This window comes from Anaeromyxobacter sp. Red801, from assembly GCF_049201065.2.
In the GTDB taxonomy this organism is placed as follows: Bacteria; Myxococcota; Myxococcia; order Myxococcales; family Anaeromyxobacteraceae; genus Anaeromyxobacter.
The window spans coordinates 1,267,380-1,283,660 of sequence record NZ_CM181236.1 but is presented as its reverse complement, the minus strand read 5'-3'; the positions used below and the strand labels follow the sequence as shown (position 1 = coordinate 1,283,660).

Sequence of the window (16,281 nt, the reverse complement as noted above, 5' to 3'; positions counted from 1 at the left end):
CCCTCCCGCGCTCCGGCGGGCCGCCAGGAACGTTGCGGATCCACCGTGCGTCGGGCGACCACAGCCCCCGCCGGCGCGACGCGCGCGGGGCGCGCCGCGGCTTGACCGGGCCGCGCTCCGCCGCTATTGATGCCTCCGCCCAGGGTAGACCGCCTCGCGCGGGCGCCCCGGGCCCGAGGCCGCGCGCGAGGTCCGCGGAGCGGCCGATCGCCTGCAAGCGATCCTGGACCCGATCCGCGGCGCGGCAGCCGCGGCCCCCGGCGCGAGCGCCGGCCAGCACCGGACGCATCTTCCGAGCAGCCGCGCCCACGACGGCGCCGGCGACTCCGAGACAGGAGCACCGTTGGAACCTTCCCGCCACGACAACCGCGCCAACGGCCGGCGCCGCCGCAAGGGCGGCGGCGGCCGCCGCATGGCGCACGGCCCCCGGTCCCCGCACCCGCACATCCCGCTCACCGACGAGGGCACGCCGGCGGCCATCCCGGACGCGCCGCCGGTCTCGCCGGTGGTGTTCGTCTCCGAGGAGAGCCGCCAGCGCTACCCCTGGGTCCCGCCGCGCGTCATCGCGGGCAGCGTCTGGCGCGGGCCGGGGCACGAGCGGGTGCGCGTGGACGAGAACGGCCACGCCGCGCCCTGGAAGACCGTGCAGCGCGCCGGCTGAGCGCGGCCGCGCTCAGCGCCCGCCCGTCCCCAGCTCGGACCGCACCACCAGGCCGACGGCCGGCGCGCCCCGGCGCACGCCGCCGCCGTCGTAGCGGTGCCAGCTCGCGCGCAGGCCGATGCCGGTCCGCGAGCGGCGCGAGACCAGCCACTCGGCGTCCAGCACCGCGCCCGGCGCGGGACCGAAGTCGATCCGGGCGCCCTCCAGGAAGCCGCGGCCGCGCAGCCTGGGCGCGAGCAGCACCGACGCGCCCGCGCCCAGCCGGAGCGGGCCGAGCTCCAGGCTCTCGGCCAGCTCCACCGGGAACGCGGTGAACGTGGCCGAGCCGTTCGAGGCGCGGACGAGCTGCAGCTTGAAGCCGGCCGTCACGCGCGTGGAGAGCCGGCCGCCGGCGAGGCGGAGCAGGCTCGCGCCGGCCGCGGCGGAGATCCCGTCGTTCAGCGCCAGGCCGAAGCGCCGGCCGGTCGTGTACTCGAGCGCGATGAACCGGCGCAGCCCGAAGTCGCTGTGCAGCTCGAGCACCAGGCCCGCGGGCGCGGTTCGCCCGGACGGCCCCGCGTCCGCAGGCGGCGCGGGCACGGCCGCCGGCGGCGCCGGCTGGGCGGCGACCAGCAGGGCGGCGAGGGCTGCGATCATGGCGGCGGTGCTCCGGTGGCCGGCGTCCGCGCGCGCGGCGCCCGCCTGGACGTTGGGGCCGCCACCGGCGGCGCGCCACCTGCTCGCGCGAGCGCCCGCCCCCGCCCCCCGGCGGCGCCCGGCCGGCCGGCTGCGCAGCGGGCGCCCGGCGGCCCTCTCCCCGTTCCCCCGGCTCGCCGCCGGGAGGTACCCCGGCTCGCCGTCGGGGAGGTGCCGCCGGCGTCCGCCGGGACGAAGCTTCGGAGGGCGGGCGCGCGAGGAGGCGCGCCCGGAGGGGAGGCCGGGGGTGCACGCAGGGCGGATGGCGCTCGGCCTCGCGGCGGCGGGGGCGCTCGGGTGGAGCGCGGCGCGCGCCGGCGCGGACGACGGCGGGGCGGCCGGGGCCGTCACCGGCGCGTTCGGCGGCCCGGTGGTCGCGCCGCTCCCCGAGGGCGGCGCGCGGGTGGCCGGCGCCGCGTTCATGGGCTACCGGGGCCGCGACGGCCAGTCCACCGGCGCGGTGCTCACGCTCGCGCCCTGGCGCGCCGTGTTCCTCCGGGCCGGCGGGGAGCTGACGCCGTGGTCCCAGGACGGCGGCGTGCGCCTGCTGTGGGGCGCCGGCCTCGAGTCCGCCCGCCCCGGCAGCGCCTTCCTGCACGTGCACGACTGGGGGCCGGTGCGCCCCGGCGAGCGGTTCACGCTGCGTCACGCGGAGGCGAGCGCCGGGTACAAGCTGCCGGCGGGGTGCCTGGGCCCGCTCTGCCTGGCACCCGCCGTGTACGCGACCGTGCCGTTCGAGGGCGGGCCGTACGCCGGCGCGCGCGCGGCGCTCACGCTGTGGGGGAGCTGGTACGTGATGGGGGGCTTCGGCCGGACGGTGCCCGGCGTGCTGGAGCGCGCCCGCGACGCGGCGCCGGCGCCCGCGTGGCGGCTCGGCTGGTCGGTGGGCCGCTGGAGCGGGCGGACGGGCGCGCTGTTCGTCACCTACCGGGACGAGCTGGCGCTGGACCGGCTGCGCACGCCGGGCGTGAAGGATCGGCAGGGGCGCGGGGCGCTCATGGCGGGGGCGCTGTGGACGCGCTGATCCGGCCGGCGATCGCCGCCGCGCTCGCGGCGGTGTGCGGGTGCGGGCTGCTCTCGCCGGGCGAGCCGCCGGCCACGCCGTCCGCGCCCGTGCCCGGGTGGACGCCGCCGGACGCGCCCATCCCCGCCCCGCCGCCGCCCGCCGGCGTGGCGCCGTCGCCGCCGCTCCCCGGCTACGCGCTCGTGTGGCGCGACGAGTTCGACGGGACGGCGGTGGACCCGGCCCGCTGGGTGGTCGAGGCCCGGCGCCGCCGCGACGCGCTCAACGACCCGGCCTCCGCGACGGTGCAGGACGGCCTGCTGCGGATCACGACGTTCACCGACGAGGCCGGCGTGCACCACACCGGCTATCTCGAGACGGTCGGCCTGTTCGAGCTGACCTACGGCTACGTCGAGGCGCGCATCCGCTTCCACGAGGTGCCCGGCACCTGGTGCGCGTTCTGGCTGTACCCGGAGACCTACGGCCAGCCCATCGGCGATCCCGGCGCCGCCGGCGTGGAGATCGACGTGGTGGAGCACCGCGTGGTGGACGGGGGCGGCTGGAACGTGCGCGACCTGGTGATGTCGGGCATCAACTGGGACGGGTTCGGCGCGGACTGGAAGAAGGCCCACCGGACGCAGCCGCCGCCCGACGGCGGGCCGGTGTGGGGCGCCTGGCGGACGTTCTCGGTCCTGTGGACGCCCGCGGGCTACACGTTCTACGTGGACCAGCAGCCGCTCTGGAGCACCTCGGCGGCGGTGTCGCACCGGTCCCAGCCCATCTACCTCACCTGCGAGGTGAAGGACCGGAGCTGGGCCGGGACGATCCCGTCCGGCGGCTACGGCCCCGCCGCGGCGAGCGAGGACTTCATGGAGGTGGACTGGGTGCGCGCCTGGCAGCCGGCGCCGTGACGCGCCGCCGCCTCACGGCGCCGGAGCACGCGCCGCCGCGCGGGGCCGATCGCGCGGCGCGAACCCGGGCCGGCGGGCCGCGCGGGTGAGGGGCGCGCCCCCGCCGCGGTCCGCCCGCCGCGCCGCGGCCCTCGGGGCAGGCGCCTCCTCGCGCAGGAGGCGGACCAGCGCCGCCTCCACCCGGTGCAGCCCGCGGGTCACGGCCACCCCGAGCTCCTCCGGCGCGTAGCAGCAGCCGATCACCCTCCCCTGGCCGAAGGCGTGCAGCACCGCCGGGCTCACGTACGAGGCGCGCGCCACCGCCGGCGTGTTGCCGAGCCGGCCCGCCACCGCCTTCACCGCCGCCACCTCGAGCTGCCGGCGGCTGGTCCGGCCCGGGACGATCTCCCGCTCGCGCACGGCGAGCTCGCTCGCGCAGAGCACCGTGCCGGCCCACGTCCGGAAGTCCTTGGCGGTGAACGGCGCGCCGGCCGCCTCGCGCAGGTAGGCGTTCAGGTGGCGGCGCCGCACGTCCACCACCTCGCCGTCCTCCTCGAACTTGAACACGTCGCGGCCCGGCACCCGGAGCAGCGCGCGCACCAGCCGCGCCACCGGCGCGTCCTCCAGCTCGCGCACCTGCCGCCGGCCGGACTTGCCGCGGAAGTCGAACACCACCCGGTCGCCCAGGACGCGCACGTGCCGCGGCCGGACCGTGGTGAGCCCGTAGCTCCCGTGCTCGCGCGCGTAGGCCTCGCTGCCCGGCCGCATCGGGCAGGTGGCGAGGATCCGCACCATGGCCGCGAGCACGCGCGCCCGCCCCAGGTCCCGGCGGCGCAGGTCGCGGGTCACGCGCGCCCGGATCCGCGGGAGCGCCGCGGCGAAGCGGAGCAGCCGGCGGTACTTGGCGCCGGAGCGGCGGCGCATGAACTCGGGGTGATAGCGGTACTGCCAGCGCCCGGCGCGGTCCCGGCCGATCGCCTGCAGCTTCGCGCCGGCCACCGGGCTGACCCGCACGTCCGTCCACGCCGGCGGCAGCGCCAGCCGCCGCGCGCGCTCGGCGTCCGCCGCGGCCGCCGGGCGGCCGTCCGGGCGGACCCAGCGGAAGCCGGCCCGCGGCGTGCCGGCGCGGCGGAGGCCGACCGCCTGGAGCCTCTCGATGGCGCGCATCCCCTCCAGTGATGCGCACCGCCGGCCCCCGCGGCACCGGGCGCTGGACGCTCCGGGCGCCCTGCGGTATCCGCATCCGAGCCGGGCGCCGTGCCCGGGCCGGAGCCCCATGCGCCCCACCGACACCACCTGCGAGCACGTCCTCCCCCTCTCCACCGACGCCGCGCTGCGGCGCCGCTTCATGGTGCTGAAGGACCCCATCCCCGGGAACTTCCGGTTCGGCGTGCTGCTGGAGGTGCTCGACCGGCTCGCCGCCGACACCGCCATGGCGTACGCGCAGCGCTTCCAGCCCGAGGCGCGGGTGGTGACCGCCGCGCTCGACGAGATCGTGGTCCGGCGCGTGGCCGACGTGACGCGCGACGTCCGGTGCCTGGCGCGCATCAACCACGTCGGCCGGACCTCGATGGAGGTCGGCATCCGGGTGGAGTCCGCGCCGGACCAGGCCCACCTCGCCTCCTGCTACTTCACCATGGTGGCGCGCGACGGCGACGGGCCGGGCGCCCGCAGCGTCGCGGTCCCGCCGCTGGAGCTGGGCGACGACGTGGAGCGGGTGCGGGCCGCCCGCGCCGCGGCGCGCCGGGCCGCCTACCGGCGCGAGCAGGACAGCCTGGTGGAGCCGCCCTCGCGCGACGAGTTCCTGCTGCTGTCCGCGCTGCACCGCGAGCAGGAGGAGCCCGGCTTCGCCGGCGTCCGGGCGCGCGACGTGGTCACCGAGACCTGGGAGCGCACCTACCCCGAGCAGGAGAACCTCTCGGCGGTGATCTTCGGCGGCTACATCATGCGCCGCGCCTACGAGCTGGCGTCCATCTGCGCCGAGCGCGTGGCGCTCGACCGCCCGGTCATGGCCGCGGTGAACCGGGTGAACTTCTTCCACCCGGTGCAGATCGGCGACAAGCTCCACCTCACCAGCCGCGTGGTCTACACCGACGGCGCCATGGTCTGCATCGAGACCGGCATCGAGCGGATCAGCCGGGACCGCAGCGCCCGCGCGCTCTCCAACTCGTGCCGCTTCACGTTCGTGAACATCGACCGCGACCTGCGGCCGGTGCCGGTGCCCACGCTGCACCCCTCCGACTACGCCGAGGACGCGCGCTACCTGGCCGCGCGCCGCGACCTGCGCGGGCTGGAGGAGCGCAGCGCGAAGGGCTGGCTGCTCTCCTACCTGACGGGCGCGCAGCGGGACTGACCGGGCGCCGCCCGGCCCCGGGCTGGACGGGGGGTGGCGCGCCCGCCGGCCGGGGCGCACCGTCCGTCCGGGAGGAACCTACATGCACCGAGCCCTCGCAGCCTTCGCATCCGTCCTGGCAACCGCCGTCCTGCTCGCCGCCCCCGCGCCCGCCCGGGCGTTCTTCTCGCTCGAGCTCCACTACGGCATCGAGCGCGCCGACGCCACCAGCCTGAAGCACGGCCTCGACGCCGCGCTGTCCGACACCGCGCGCCTCAAGAACTCCGCCCAGATCGTCGGCGGGCTCGCCACGCTCAAGCTCGGCTTCCTCGAGCTCGGCGCGGTGGCGGACCGGACCTGGAAGAAGGACGGACCGAGCATCACCGCGGTCGGCGGGCTCGCCGGCCTCGGGTTCGATCTCGGCGCGATCCGCCTCGAGGCGCTCGGCGAGGCGGGCGGCCGCCGCTACGGCGACTTCCTGAAGGACCCCGCGGTGATCACCCGGGGCTCGAACGCCGAGTGGCTCGCCTACGTGGGCCTGCGCCCCGGCATCGCCTACCGGGCCGAGCTGGGCGGCGGCCTCGGCTTCCTCATCGGCGTCTGGGGCTTCGCGCGGTGGGACGTGACGAGCAAGAACGTCCCGGTGACCGTCCGCCCGTCCGAGGGGGGCCCGGACACGAGCGCCGAGTACGAGCTCGGCGGCGTGACGTTCGGCGCCACCGGCCGCGTCGGGATCGATTTCTAGCGCCCGCGGGCGCGGCTTCGCCGCGCTGCGGGGCTGCGCGCCGACCGCGCGGCGGCCCCTCCGCAGCCCGGGCGGCACCCCCGCCCGGGCTGCGGTAGGATGTGCGTTCCGGCCACCGAGGAACGCATGCCCTACAGAACGGACGACCTCCGCATCCGCGGGATCAAGGAGCTCGCCCCGCCGTCGCACCTGATCCGCGAGTTTCCGTGCACCGAGAAGGCGTCCGCCGTCGTCCACGGCGCCCGCCAGGCGATCCACCGCATCCTCCACGGGATGGACGACCGCCTGGTGGTGGTGGTCGGGCCCTGCTCGATCCACGACACCAGGGCGGCGAAGGAGTACGCGGCGCGGCTCCTGGACGAGCGCGCGCGCCACGCCGAGGACCTCGAGCTCGTGATGCGCGTGTACTTCGAGAAGCCGCGCACCACGGTGGGCTGGAAGGGGCTCATCAACGACCCGGGCCTCGACAAGACCTACGACATCAACCGCGGCCTGCGCGTCGCGCGCGAGCTCCTGCTGGACGTGGCCGAGATCGGCGTGCCGGCCGGCTGCGAGTACCTCGACATGATCACGCCGCAGTACATCGCCGACCTCGTGTCCTGGGGCGCGATCGGCGCGCGCACCACCGAGAGCCAGGTGCACCGCGAGCTCGCCTCGGGCCTGTCCTGCCCGGTGGGCTTCAAGAACGGCACCGACGGCAACGTCGCCATCGCCATCGACGCCATCAAGGCGGCGCAGCAGCCGCACCACTTCCTGTCGGTGACGAAGGGCGGCCACTCCGCCATCGTCTCGACCAACGGGAACGAGGACTGCCACATCATCCTGCGCGGCGGGCGCACCCCGAACTACGACGCCGCCAGCGTGGACGCCGCCTGCCAGGAGATCGGCAAGGCCGGGCTGGCGCAGCGGCTCATGATCGACGCGAGCCACGCGAACAGCCAGAAGAAGCCGGAGAACCAGGTCCCGGTCTGCGCGGACGTGGCGGCGCAGGTGGCCGGCGGGGAGGTCCGCATCGTCGGCGTCATGATCGAGAGCCACCTCGTGGCCGGGCGGCAGGACCTCAAGGTGGGGAAGCCGCTCAACTACGGGCAGAGCGTCACGGACGGCTGCCTGGGCTGGGAGGACACGGTCCGCGTGCTGGACGGCCTCGCGGCGGCCGTGCGCGATCGGCGGGTGAAGGAGGCCGGCTTCAACGGCGGCTCCGAGGCCGCCCCCGCCTGATCCCCCGCGCGGCGGAGGCGCGCGATCCTCCATGCGCGGCGGCCGCCGAACGGCTATGGTGCCGCGCTTGAGCCCGACCTTTGCAGACCTGAACCTCTCCGAGAAGACGCTCCACGCGCTGGAGCGCGCCGGCTTCGAGCACCCCACGCCCATCCAGGCGCAGGCCATCCCGCCCGCGCTGGAGGGCCGCGACGTCATCGGCGCCGCCGCCACCGGGACCGGCAAGACCGCCGCCTTCCTCCTCCCCATCGTCGAGCGGCTGTCCGGGGCGCCGTCGAAGGACCGGCCGGCCTCCGCGCACGGCAAGCCCGGGCCGCGCGCGCTGGTGCTCGCCCCGACGCGCGAGCTGGCGGTCCAGATCGCCGGCGAGCTGGAGCGGTTCGGCCGCGGGCGCCACGTCCGCGGCGCGCTCGTGATCGGCGGCGTGGGCATGGGCGCGCAGAGCGCGGCGCTGCGCGATCACGAGGTGATCGTGGCCACGCCCGGGCGCCTCGTGGACCACCTGCAGCAGGGCACCGCACGCCTGGACGGCCTGGAGGTGCTGGTGCTCGACGAGGCCGACCGCATGCTGGACATGGGCTTCGCGCCCCAGCTGAAGCGCATCCTCGCCCGCGTCCCCAAGGTCCGCCAGACGCTGCTGTTCTCGGCGACCATGGCCGGCGAGGTGGCCGACTTCGCGCGCGCGCACCTGCGCGACCCGGTGCGGGTGGAGGTGGCGCGGAGCGGCACGCTCGCCGAGCGGGCCGAGCAGCGGGTGTTCCTGCCGGAGCAGCGGGAGAAGCTGCCGCTCCTGCTGGCGCTGCTGGAGGACGACGACCTGTCCACGCTCGTGTTCACCCGCACCAAGCGCCGCGCCGACAAGGTGGCGAAGGCGCTGCAGCGGGCCGGGCACAAGGTGGCACGCATCCACGCGGACCGCTCGCAGGCGCAGCGCCGGATGGCGCTGGAGGGCTTCCGCGACGGCCAGTACCGCGTGCTCGTCGCCACCGACATCGCGGCGCGCGGCATCGACGTGGCGGAGATCGGCCACGTGGTGAACTTCGACCTGCCCCATGTGCCGGAGGACTACGTGCACCGGGTCGGGCGCACCGCGCGCATGGCCGCGAGCGGCCGCGCCTCCGCCTTCGCCTCGCCGGAGGAGCTCGACCTCCTCCGCGACATCGAGCGGCTCACCCGCGCCCCCATCCCGCGCGCCGAGGTGCCGCGCGAGCACGCCACGTTCCAGGCGGAGCTCCAGCGGGCGGACGCGGCCCAGGCGAACCCGGGCCCCGGCGCCCGCCCGGCGGGCATGAACCGCAACCGCCGCCGCGCCGCCGCGCACCGCGATCGGCTGACGGGCGGCCAGGGCGCCGAGCGCGCCGCGACGTCGGGCGAGCGGGCACCGCGCGCGCAACCCGCCGCGTCCGCCTCGCGACGGAGCGCGCCCCCCGCGGCCGGCGCCGGGTCGAAGCCCCGCCGCGTCGGCTCGTGGGGACCGAAGCGGCGCCGCTAGGTCCGCTCCTGCGCCACCGGCGCGCGGCCGCGATCCCGCCCGACCGCCGCCACGGCGGCGAGCAGCGCCTCCAGGTCGGCCGGCTTGACGAAGTGGTGCCGGAACCCGGCGGCGGCGCTGCGCTCGCGGTCGTTCGGCTGCCCGTAGCCGCTGACCCCGATCACCACCGGGGCCGCGTCGCCCAGGCGGCGCCGGAGCTGGACGGCCAGCTCGTAGCCGTCGAGCACCGGGAGCCCGATGTCGAGGATGGCGACGTCGGGCCGGAGGCGCACCGCCAGCTCGAGCCCGCGCCCGCCGTCGGCGGCCACCCGCACCTCGTGCCCGGCGTGCGCGAGCACGTCGGCGAGCAGCTCGGCCGCGTCCTCGTTGTCGTCCACCACCAGGATGCGCAGGGGCGCGCCGCCGGGGGCGGCGTGGCGCGGCGCCGGCGCCGGGGCGGCGGGGGCGCGGGGCGCGGCGGGCAGCTCCACCACGAACGTGCTCCCCCTGCCCGGCCCGTCGCTGCGCGCCTCCACCCGGCCCCCGTGCAGCCCGACCAGGCTCCGCACCAGCGCGAGGCCGATGCCGAGCCCGCCCTGGCGGCGGTCCTGCCCCTGCGGCGCCTGGACGAACGGCTCGAAGATGCGCGAGAGGAGCTCGGGCGCGATCCCGCGCCCGTCGTCCCGGACCCGCAGCTCCACCCGGCCGCCGCGCAGCGCCGCCCGGACCTCGATGCGGCCGCGCGGCGGCGTGTACCGGGCGGCGTTGGTGAGCAGGTTCGCGACCACCTGCGCGAGGCGGTGCGGATCCCCGACCACCGCGAGCCCCTCCGGCACGTCCACCGTGAGCCGGTGCGAGCGCTCCTCCACGAGCGGGGTCGCCATCTCCACCGCCCGCGCGACGAACGACCGGACCTCGACGCGCTCCGGCTGCAGCTCCACCTTGCCCCGGGTGATCCGCGCGACGTCGAGCAGGTCGTCCACCAGCCGCACCAGGTGATCCACCTGCCGGCGGATGACCGCGTGCTCCCGCGTGCCGCCCCGCCCGCCCAGGTCCTGCAGCTCCAGCGCGGTCACGATGGGCGACAGCGGGTTGCGCAGCTCGTGGCCGAGCATGGCCAGGAACTCGTCCTTGGTGCGGCTGGCCGCCTCGGCCTCGGCGCGGGCGGCCTCGGCGACCGCGAGGTGCTGGTCGCGCTCCCGCTCGCGCGCGGCGAGCAGATCGGCGGAGCGCTCGAGCGCCTCGCCCAGCCGCGCCACCTCCACGATGCCGGCGGCCTCCACCCGCGGGCGGTCGCCGCGGGCGAGCGCCTCCGCGGACGCGGCCGCCGAGGCGATGGCGCGGGTGAAGCGGCCGGAGGCCAGGAACGCGCCGCCCGCGCTCAGGAGCACCACCGCGACGCCCAGCGCCGCGATGGTCAGCACCGACCGGCGGGTCGCCCCGTCCAGCATCTCGACGGGCGCCACCACCGCGGCGGTCCACCCGGCGTGGGACGAGTGGACGAACGCCACGTAGGAGCGCCCGCCGTCCAGCGGCATGTCCGGGTACACGCCCTCGCCGCGGTCCCGGACGGCCGCGAGGAACCGCGGCGTCGCGCGCTGGCCCACGAAGCGCTCCGGCGCGCGGCTCCGCGCCACCACCGTGCCGGACCGATCGACCAGCGTGCGGATCCAGGGGTTCTCGCCGTTGCCGGGCACCCGCACCAGGTCGCGCAGCGCGTCGGCGGGCACGAGCGCGCTCAGCACGTAGCGCACCCGCCCCTGGTGCAGCAGCGGGAGCCGCGCCGCCACGAGCAGCTCGCCGTCCGGGCTGGCGAAGACGTCGCCCAGCACCGGCTCGCCGGTCCGGACCGCCTCCTCCAGGCTGCGCGGGTCGCGCGGGGGCGCCGCGGGCGGGGCCGGCGATCGCCGCGTGTCGAGCAGGCGGTGTCCGTCCGGACGTGCCAGGAGCACCGCGTGCCAGGTGGGCTGGGTGCGCAGCACGCGCACCGCGTCCTCCCGGAAGCCGTCCAGGTCGCCGCGCTCCAGCCGCCCCGATCCCCCCAGCGCCTGCAGCGCCCGGAACGTGGCGATGGTCTCGCGGTCCACCCCCTCGGCGAGCGTGCGCGCGTCGGCCACCAGGCGCTGCCGGTTCGCCTCGCGCTCGCCCGCCGCCAGCCGGCTCAGCATCGCGGCCGCGAACAGCGCGACCGGCAGCAGCGCGCCCGCGGTGAGGCCGACGAGGCGCCACCGGAACGGGATCGCCCGGGCGGGGCGGCGCAGGCGCGCTCGGAGGCGAAGGGACCGCACCCGAGACGGATAGGACGCGGTGCGGCACGCTCCAACGCTCAGGCGGGGCTTCACCCAGCGTCATGTCACCGCACGCGGCCGCGCCCGCGACACGGCCGGGGCGAGCGGTCGGCCGCGAGCGGCGCGCCGGAGGCGGTCGGCTCAGCCGACGATGGACACGGACAGCTCGGACCCGGTGCAGACGATCCGGGCGGAGCGCGTCGTGCCCTTGGTCGCGGTGACGGCGCCGAGGCGCAGGTCGCCCGCGGTCCAGTCGGAGCCGAGCGCCTTCAGGAGGTCGTCGCGCGCGCGGTCGCAGCCCGCCTCGGGCGGCGGCGCCGTCAGCGTGACGGTGCGCACGCTGGGGCGCGCCACCGCGCCGGCGATCGACAGCTCCTGGAAGCGGTAGCCGGCGATCTCGAGCTGGGTGTGCGCGATGGCGGTGCGGCCGCCCAGGCCCTCCATCAGGCGGGCGTTGGGATCGAGCTTCTCGAGCTGGCCGCGGGCGTCGTCCCAGGGGGCGCCGGGCGAGACGGGCAGCTTGGCTTCGAGGGAGCCGCCGGCGGAGCCGCGGGAGCAGGCGGCCAGGGCGACGAGGACGGCGAGGACGGCGTGGGTGCGTACGGGCGAGCTGGACATCGTGCGGATTTCTCCTTCGGGTGCGGGGGCGGAATCTACTCCCGCGCCGCCCTTCGCGAAACCCGAATTCGACGCCCGGAGGGTACCCGTGCGGCGCGGCGGCCGCCCCGTTATCGTTGGCACCCGAACTTCCCCCGGAGGCGTGATGGAGATCGACCCGAAGGCCATCGTCGGCGCGCTCCTGCTGGCGGCGCTGGGCGTGCTCGCCACCGGCCCCGGGCTGTGGAGCGAGAAGTGGGGCTGGGGGTGGCTGCGCCGGAAGGACGAGCGCGGCGAGCGGGAGCGTTGAGCCCCGCGGCCGCGCCTCGCCTCCCGCGCGGTCAGGCGGCGCGCTTGCCGAGGCGGATGGTCAGCTCGCGGCCGGGCAGGTTCACCGACACCTGGATGTAGCTGAACATCGCCAGCACGAACGCGAACGTCAGCAGCAGGCCGGCCACGTGGTACGCGCCGGCGTACGAGCCGGTCGAGTCGGCGATCCGGCCGGCCAGCGTCGGCCCGATCACCCCGCCCACGCCCCACGCGGTGAACAGCAGGCCGTAGTTCACGCCCATGTTCTTCGTGCCCCAGCAGTCCGCCGCGGTGGCCGGGAAGAGCGCCAGGCAGGCGCCGTAGCTGAAGCCCACCGCCGCCGAGCCGACCACGAACCCGCCGATGGTGTTGAGGTCGGCGAAGAAGAACATGGCGAGCGCCTGCACCACGCACACCAGCGCGATGGTGACCGCGCGGCCGATGTAGTCCGAGATCACCCCGGCCACGACGCGGCCGCCGGCGTTGAAGCTGGCGAGCAGCGCCACGAACACCAGCCCGCCTGGATGGCGTTCCCGGACTGGACCGCCACGATCTTGGCCATGTGGCCGATGATCATCAGGCCGGCGGTGGCGGCGCAGGCGTACTGCGCGTAGAGGGTCCAGAACATCGGCGTGCGGATGGCGTCGCGCCAGCCCACGTCCGCGTGCGCCGGCGCCGCCGGCCCGGCCGCGGCCGCCCTCGGCTTCACGTAGCCCGGGGGCGGGTTGCGGATGAGCTGCGAGAACGCGGTCGCGGTCACCAGGAAGGCGACGCCCAGGATCCGGAACGCGTTGCTGACGCCGTAGGTGGCGAGCAGGTGCTTCGAGAGCGGCGCGATGTACACCGGCGCGATGCCGAACCCTGCCACCACCAGGCCGGTGATGAGCCCCTTCTTCTCCGGCGGGAACCACTTCACCGCGGCCGGGGTCGCGGCCGCGTAGCCGAGCCCGAAGCCGGTGCCGGCGAGCAGGCCGAACCCGACCAGCGCCGGGGCGAGCGCGCCCGGCGTCGCGAAGCTCGCCACGATGAGGCCGATGCCGGTGAGGATGCCGCCCGCGCTCGCCACGAGCCGCGGCCCGAGGCGATCCTGCAGCCGGCCGGCCGGCACCATCATCAGGGCGAAGCAGGCGATGGCGATCGTGTACGGGAGCGTGGCCTGCGTCTTGGTCCAGCCGTACCCGCCGCGCGCGACCGGCTCGACCAGCTGCTTCGAGAACACGCTCCAGGCGTACAGGATGCCCAGCGCGAGGTTCAGCCCCATGCCAGCCAGCGTGACCACCCAGCCGCGTCGGTGCATGGTCCGGCCTCCGGCGGGCCATGGCCGCGCCGGCGTGGTGGACGGCGCGGCCGGGGCGGCCCGCTGACCCCGATTGACCGCGAGATTGATCCTCGATTGAGCGCGATATGAGCATCATCTCGATCGCGATGTCACGCGCGCGGCCGCGCGCGGGCGCCTCCTGCGACCGCATGCCGCGGCGCCGCCTGACGCGGATCCAGCGCGCTCCCCCGAACGCCGGGCGATCAGCGGACGGACTGCCGCACCAGGGCGTCGAGGTCCTTCGGGGCGATGCCGGCCTCGTGCAGCACGCCCCCCCAGGTCGCCTTCCCGGCCTTCACCTGGACCAGCCGCGCCAGCTCCGGCCGGCCGGTCCGCGCCGACAGCAGCGTGAGCACGATCAGCTCCTCGCTCCCGGCGCCCGCGGCCCGCGCCTCGCGGAGGCGCGCCGGATCCGCGCCCAGGCGCTTCACCAGCGTCGCGTCCACGATCACGCCGGCCAGCTCCGCGTCCGAGGCGCCGCGCGCGAGCGCCGCCTCCAGGTCCTTGCCCAGGGCCGGCTTGCCGGCCAGCGCGGCCTTCCAGCCGCCGGACCGATCGCGCAGCGCCAGCAGGTCGGCGGCGTCGGCGCCGGTGCGGGCGGCGGCGCCGTGCGCGATCCACAGGTCCTCGGCCGGGCGCCCGCCCATCACCGCGGCGACCAGCTCGCGCTTGGGCGGCCCGTACGCGGCCGAGAGGAGCGAGCTGCGGGCCGTGGCGAGGATGTACGGGTCGGCGGCGGCGGGGCGCTCCGGCTCGAAGGTGCGGTCGCGGAAGCAGTGGCAGCCGCCGGTGGCCTCGGCGTGCGCGGCCCCGGGGCCCAGCATTCCGAGCAGCGCGAGCAGGACGGCGGCGGCGGGGGCGGCGGGGCGGAGCATGCGGCGCAGGGTAGCCGGGGGGCGGGCCGGGGCACAACGGGCCGCGGTCCGGCCGGGCGCCCGGCGGCTTCCGGGGCACGCCCCGGCAGGCGCGCTCGCGCCGGGGCGCCGCCGCGGTAATGAGGCGCGCACGCAGGGGCGCGCGCCCGCGCCCGGAACCGGAGGCCACCCGTGAAGATCCTCGTCGCCGATGCCTTCCCCGCCGACCGCCTGCAGGACCTCGCCGCGCTCGGGCTCGAGGTCGAGGTGCGCGCCGACCTGCCGGCGAAGGACCTGCCCGCCGCCGCCGCCGGCGCGTCCATCCTGGTGGTGCGGTCGAAGCAGGTGAGCGCCGAGGTCTTCGAGCGCGCGCCGGGGCTGTCGCTGGTGGTCCGCGCCGGCGCGGGGGTGAACACCATCGACGTGGCGGCCGCCTCCCGGCGCGGCGTGTACGTCACCAACTGCCCCGGCCAGAACTCCATCGCCGTGGCCGAGCTCGCCATCGGCCTGCTCGTCGCGCTCGACCGGCGCATCCCGGACAACGTGGCCGCGCTGCGCGCCGGCCGGTGGGACAAGAAGCGCTTCTCCGAGGCGGAGGGGCTGTTCGGCCGCACGCTCGGGGTGGCGGGCGTCGGCGCCATCGGGCGCGAGGTGGCGAGCCGGGCCCGCGCCCTCGGGATGCGGGTGGTGGCCTGGTCGCGCTCGCTCGACGACGCGCGGGCGCGGGCGCTCGGGGTGGAGCGCGCGCCGGACCTCCTGGCGCTGGCGCGGGCCAGCGACGCGCTCTCGCTGCACCTCCCGCTCTCGCGCGAGACGCGGGGCGTGATCTCGCGCGAGGTGCTGGAGGCGCTCCGCCCCGGCGCGCTGCTCGTGAACACCGCCCGCGCCGAGCTGGTGGACCAGGACGCGCTGCTCGAGCTGGCCGCGGCGGGCCGCCTGCGGGTGGGCACCGACGTCTTCGCCGGCGAGCCGGAGAAGGGCCAGGCCGAGTTCGACAGCCCGCTCGCGAAGCTGCCCGGGGTCTACGGCACGCACCACATCGGCGCGTCCACCGCCCAGGCTCAGGACGCCATCGCGCGCGAGACGGTGCGGATCGTGGAGGCGTTCGTGCGCAGCGGCCAGGTGCCGAACTGCGTGAACGTGGCGCGGAAGACGCCGGCGCGCGCGCGGCTGGTGGTGCGGCACGTGGACCGCGTCGGGGTGATCGCGAACGTGATGGCGCTCATCCGCGAGGCGGGCATCAACGCCCAGGAGATCCGGAACACCGTGTTCGACGAGGCGGTGGCGGCGAGCTGCGCCATCGACCTCGACGAGCGGCCGCCCGAGGCCGTGGTGGACCGGATCCGCGCCCGGGCCGACGAGATCCTGTTCGTCGGCTGCTTCGACCTGTGACGCGGCCGGCCGTCGCGCGAGGCGCCCCCCTCCACGGCGGGATCCCCGCGGCGGCGGGTTGACGCGCGCGCGCGCCTCCGGGACGCTGGAGGGGTCCCGGCGCGCCGCGGAGCGGGTCCGGACGCGGCCCGCGCCGCGCCGTGCCGGACGGGAGGAGGCCACATGCGCTTCATCGGCTGGAACCTGTTCTTCGCCGCCTGGCTGCTCGTCACCGCCTTCGCGCTCTCCCACAGCGGCCCGTCGATCTTCCTCACCTGCGTCGCGGCGCTCGCCATCGCGGTGCTCGCCTTCGCCTCGCGCGGCCTGCCCAGGCTGCGGCTGGCCATGGCGGTGGTGGCCCTGGTGCTCGGGGCCGCGGCGCTGCTCATGCCGGACCTGTCCGGCCTGGCCCGCCTCAACAACGGGCTGGTGGCGGCGCTCGTGTTCGCGCTGTCCGTGATCCCGGGCCGCGCCGACCTGGCCGGCTCGCGCGCCGGCTGAGCGGGAGGGCGGGCGGGGACCGGGGAACGCCGGCCGCGCACGGGC

The 16,281-nt window shown here is 77.1% G+C and carries 17 protein-coding genes; 10 read left to right on the top strand and 7 right to left on the bottom strand.

The window, feature by feature from the left end; translation table 11 throughout:
* Window positions 1-343: 343 nt before the first annotated feature.
* On the top strand, window positions 344-661 hold the full coding sequence (locus tag ACOQFB_RS05800) for a hypothetical protein (protein ID WP_421608930.1): 318 nt from the start codon (window positions 344-346) through the stop codon (window positions 659-661).
* Window positions 662-673: 12 nt separating this feature from the next.
* Here the strand turns inward: ACOQFB_RS05800 and ACOQFB_RS05795 are convergent, their stop codons facing one another.
* Window positions 674-1,297: a hypothetical protein gene (locus ACOQFB_RS05795; RefSeq protein WP_421608929.1), complete on the bottom strand. Its 624-nt coding sequence runs from the start codon at window positions 1,295-1,297 to the stop codon at window positions 674-676.
* Between the two features lie 286 nt (window positions 1,298-1,583).
* Between ACOQFB_RS05795 and ACOQFB_RS05790 the strand changes: the two genes are divergently transcribed.
* Together ACOQFB_RS05790 and ACOQFB_RS05785 are read left to right on the top strand one after the other, a co-directional pair.
* Window positions 1,584-2,360, top strand: a complete 777-nt coding sequence (locus ACOQFB_RS05790) for a hypothetical protein (protein ID WP_421608928.1) — start codon at window positions 1,584-1,586, stop codon at window positions 2,358-2,360.
* Window positions 2,348-3,250, top strand: a complete 903-nt coding sequence (locus ACOQFB_RS05785; RefSeq protein ID WP_059439203.1) for a glycoside hydrolase family 16 protein — start codon at window positions 2,348-2,350, stop codon at window positions 3,248-3,250. Before ACOQFB_RS05790 ends, ACOQFB_RS05785 begins: the two co-directional genes overlap by 13 nt.
* A 12-nt stretch (window positions 3,251-3,262) precedes the next feature.
* Here the strand turns inward: ACOQFB_RS05785 and ACOQFB_RS05780 are convergent, their stop codons facing one another.
* A complete protein-coding gene (locus tag ACOQFB_RS05780) occupies window positions 3,263-4,396 on the bottom strand; it encodes a DNA topoisomerase IB (RefSeq protein WP_059439202.1) in 1,134 nt (377 codons plus the stop codon).
* Between the two features lie 109 nt (window positions 4,397-4,505).
* Here ACOQFB_RS05780 and ACOQFB_RS05775 point away from each other — a divergent pair, with 109 nt between their 5' ends.
* The 4 genes from ACOQFB_RS05775 (at window position 4,506) to ACOQFB_RS05760 (ending at window position 9,019) form a co-directional block, all read left to right on the top strand.
* Window positions 4,506-5,582 carry an acyl-CoA thioesterase gene (locus tag ACOQFB_RS05775; RefSeq protein WP_059439201.1) on the top strand — a complete coding sequence of 359 codons (1,077 nt, stop codon included), beginning with the start codon at window positions 4,506-4,508 and terminating at the stop codon, window positions 5,580-5,582.
* An 82-nt stretch (window positions 5,583-5,664) separates the two neighbouring features.
* Complete coding sequence (locus ACOQFB_RS05770) at window positions 5,665-6,306, top strand: hypothetical protein (protein WP_421608927.1); 642 nt, start codon at window positions 5,665-5,667, stop codon at window positions 6,304-6,306.
* Window positions 6,307-6,432: 126 nt separating this feature from the next.
* Window positions 6,433-7,527: a 3-deoxy-7-phosphoheptulonate synthase AroG gene (gene aroG / locus ACOQFB_RS05765; RefSeq protein WP_059439199.1), complete on the top strand. Its 1,095-nt coding sequence runs from the start codon at window positions 6,433-6,435 to the stop codon at window positions 7,525-7,527.
* Between the two features lie 31 nt (window positions 7,528-7,558).
* On the top strand, window positions 7,559-9,019 hold the full coding sequence (locus ACOQFB_RS05760; RefSeq protein ID WP_082100321.1) for a DEAD/DEAH box helicase: 1,461 nt from the start codon (window positions 7,559-7,561) through the stop codon (window positions 9,017-9,019).
* Here the strand turns inward: ACOQFB_RS05760 and ACOQFB_RS05755 are convergent.
* Both ACOQFB_RS05755 and ACOQFB_RS05750 read right to left on the bottom strand, forming a co-directional pair.
* Window positions 9,016-11,286, bottom strand: a complete 2,271-nt coding sequence (locus tag ACOQFB_RS05755; protein WP_421608926.1) for a hybrid sensor histidine kinase/response regulator — start codon at window positions 11,284-11,286, stop codon at window positions 9,016-9,018. The two genes, ACOQFB_RS05760 and ACOQFB_RS05755, sit on opposite strands and share 4 nt — an antisense overlap.
* Before the next feature lie 141 nt (window positions 11,287-11,427).
* Window positions 11,428-11,904, bottom strand: a complete 477-nt coding sequence (locus ACOQFB_RS05750; RefSeq protein ID WP_421608925.1) for a hypothetical protein — start codon at window positions 11,902-11,904, stop codon at window positions 11,428-11,430.
* A gap of 145 nt (window positions 11,905-12,049) precedes the next feature.
* Between ACOQFB_RS05750 and ACOQFB_RS05745 the strand changes: the two genes are divergently transcribed.
* Complete coding sequence (locus ACOQFB_RS05745; RefSeq protein ID WP_012527042.1) at window positions 12,050-12,193, top strand: hypothetical protein; 144 nt, start codon at window positions 12,050-12,052, stop codon at window positions 12,191-12,193.
* Window positions 12,194-12,224: 31 nt separating this feature from the next.
* On the opposite strand, the gene ACOQFB_RS05740 is transcribed toward ACOQFB_RS05745, so the two are convergent.
* The 3 genes from ACOQFB_RS05740 to ACOQFB_RS05730 form a co-directional block, all read right to left on the bottom strand.
* Window positions 12,225-12,704, bottom strand: a complete 480-nt coding sequence (locus ACOQFB_RS05740) for an MFS transporter (protein WP_494492495.1) — start codon at window positions 12,702-12,704, stop codon at window positions 12,225-12,227.
* Window positions 12,647-13,489, bottom strand: a complete 843-nt coding sequence (locus tag ACOQFB_RS05735) for an MFS transporter (RefSeq protein WP_494492494.1) — start codon at window positions 13,487-13,489, stop codon at window positions 12,647-12,649. Before ACOQFB_RS05735 ends, ACOQFB_RS05740 begins: the two co-directional genes overlap by 58 nt.
* A gap of 224 nt (window positions 13,490-13,713) precedes the next feature.
* A complete protein-coding gene (locus ACOQFB_RS05730; RefSeq protein WP_059437881.1) occupies window positions 13,714-14,385 on the bottom strand; it encodes a hypothetical protein in 672 nt (223 codons plus the stop codon).
* A 171-nt stretch (window positions 14,386-14,556) separates the two neighbouring features.
* Between ACOQFB_RS05730 and ACOQFB_RS05725 the strand changes: the two genes are divergently transcribed.
* Window positions 14,557-15,756 (top strand): 3-phosphoglycerate dehydrogenase family protein, encoded by a 1,200-nt coding sequence (locus ACOQFB_RS05725; RefSeq protein ID WP_059437880.1) that lies wholly within the window; start codon window positions 14,557-14,559, stop codon window positions 15,754-15,756.
* Between the two features lie 162 nt (window positions 15,757-15,918).
* Window positions 15,919-16,236 carry a hypothetical protein gene (locus ACOQFB_RS05720; RefSeq protein ID WP_059437879.1) on the top strand — a complete coding sequence of 106 codons (318 nt, stop codon included), beginning with the start codon at window positions 15,919-15,921 and terminating at the stop codon, window positions 16,234-16,236.
* Window positions 16,237-16,281: the final 45 nt, after the last annotated feature.

What these genes read in the sequence shown, in the direction of transcription:
- ACOQFB_RS05795 (WP_421608929.1), bottom strand. Translation starts at nt 1,297, where the DNA reads ATGATCGCAGCCCTCGCCGCCCTGCTGGTCGCCGCCCAGCCGGCGCCG.
- ACOQFB_RS05780 (WP_059439202.1), bottom strand. Translation starts at nt 4,396, where the DNA reads ATGCGCGCCATCGAGAGGCTCCAGGCGGTCGGCCTCCGCCGCGCCGGC.
- ACOQFB_RS05775 (WP_059439201.1), top strand. Translation starts at nt 4,506, where the DNA reads ATGCGCCCCACCGACACCACCTGCGAGCACGTCCTCCCCCTCTCCACC.
- ACOQFB_RS05770 (WP_421608927.1), top strand. Translation starts at nt 5,665, where the DNA reads ATGCACCGAGCCCTCGCAGCCTTCGCATCCGTCCTGGCAACCGCCGTC.
- aroG (WP_059439199.1), top strand. Translation starts at nt 6,433, where the DNA reads ATGCCCTACAGAACGGACGACCTCCGCATCCGCGGGATCAAGGAGCTC.
- ACOQFB_RS05760 (WP_082100321.1), top strand. Translation starts at nt 7,559, where the DNA reads ATGCGCGGCGGCCGCCGAACGGCTATGGTGCCGCGCTTGAGCCCGACC.
- ACOQFB_RS05750 (WP_421608925.1), bottom strand. Translation starts at nt 11,904, where the DNA reads ATGTCCAGCTCGCCCGTACGCACCCACGCCGTCCTCGCCGTCCTCGTC.
- ACOQFB_RS05745 (WP_012527042.1), top strand. Translation starts at nt 12,050, where the DNA reads ATGGAGATCGACCCGAAGGCCATCGTCGGCGCGCTCCTGCTGGCGGCG.
- ACOQFB_RS05735 (WP_494492494.1), bottom strand. Translation starts at nt 13,489, where the DNA reads ATGCACCGACGCGGCTGGGTGGTCACGCTGGCTGGCATGGGGCTGAAC.
- ACOQFB_RS05730 (WP_059437881.1), bottom strand. Translation starts at nt 14,385, where the DNA reads ATGCTCCGCCCCGCCGCCCCCGCCGCCGCCGTCCTGCTCGCGCTGCTC.
- ACOQFB_RS05720 (WP_059437879.1), top strand. Translation starts at nt 15,919, where the DNA reads ATGCGCTTCATCGGCTGGAACCTGTTCTTCGCCGCCTGGCTGCTCGTC.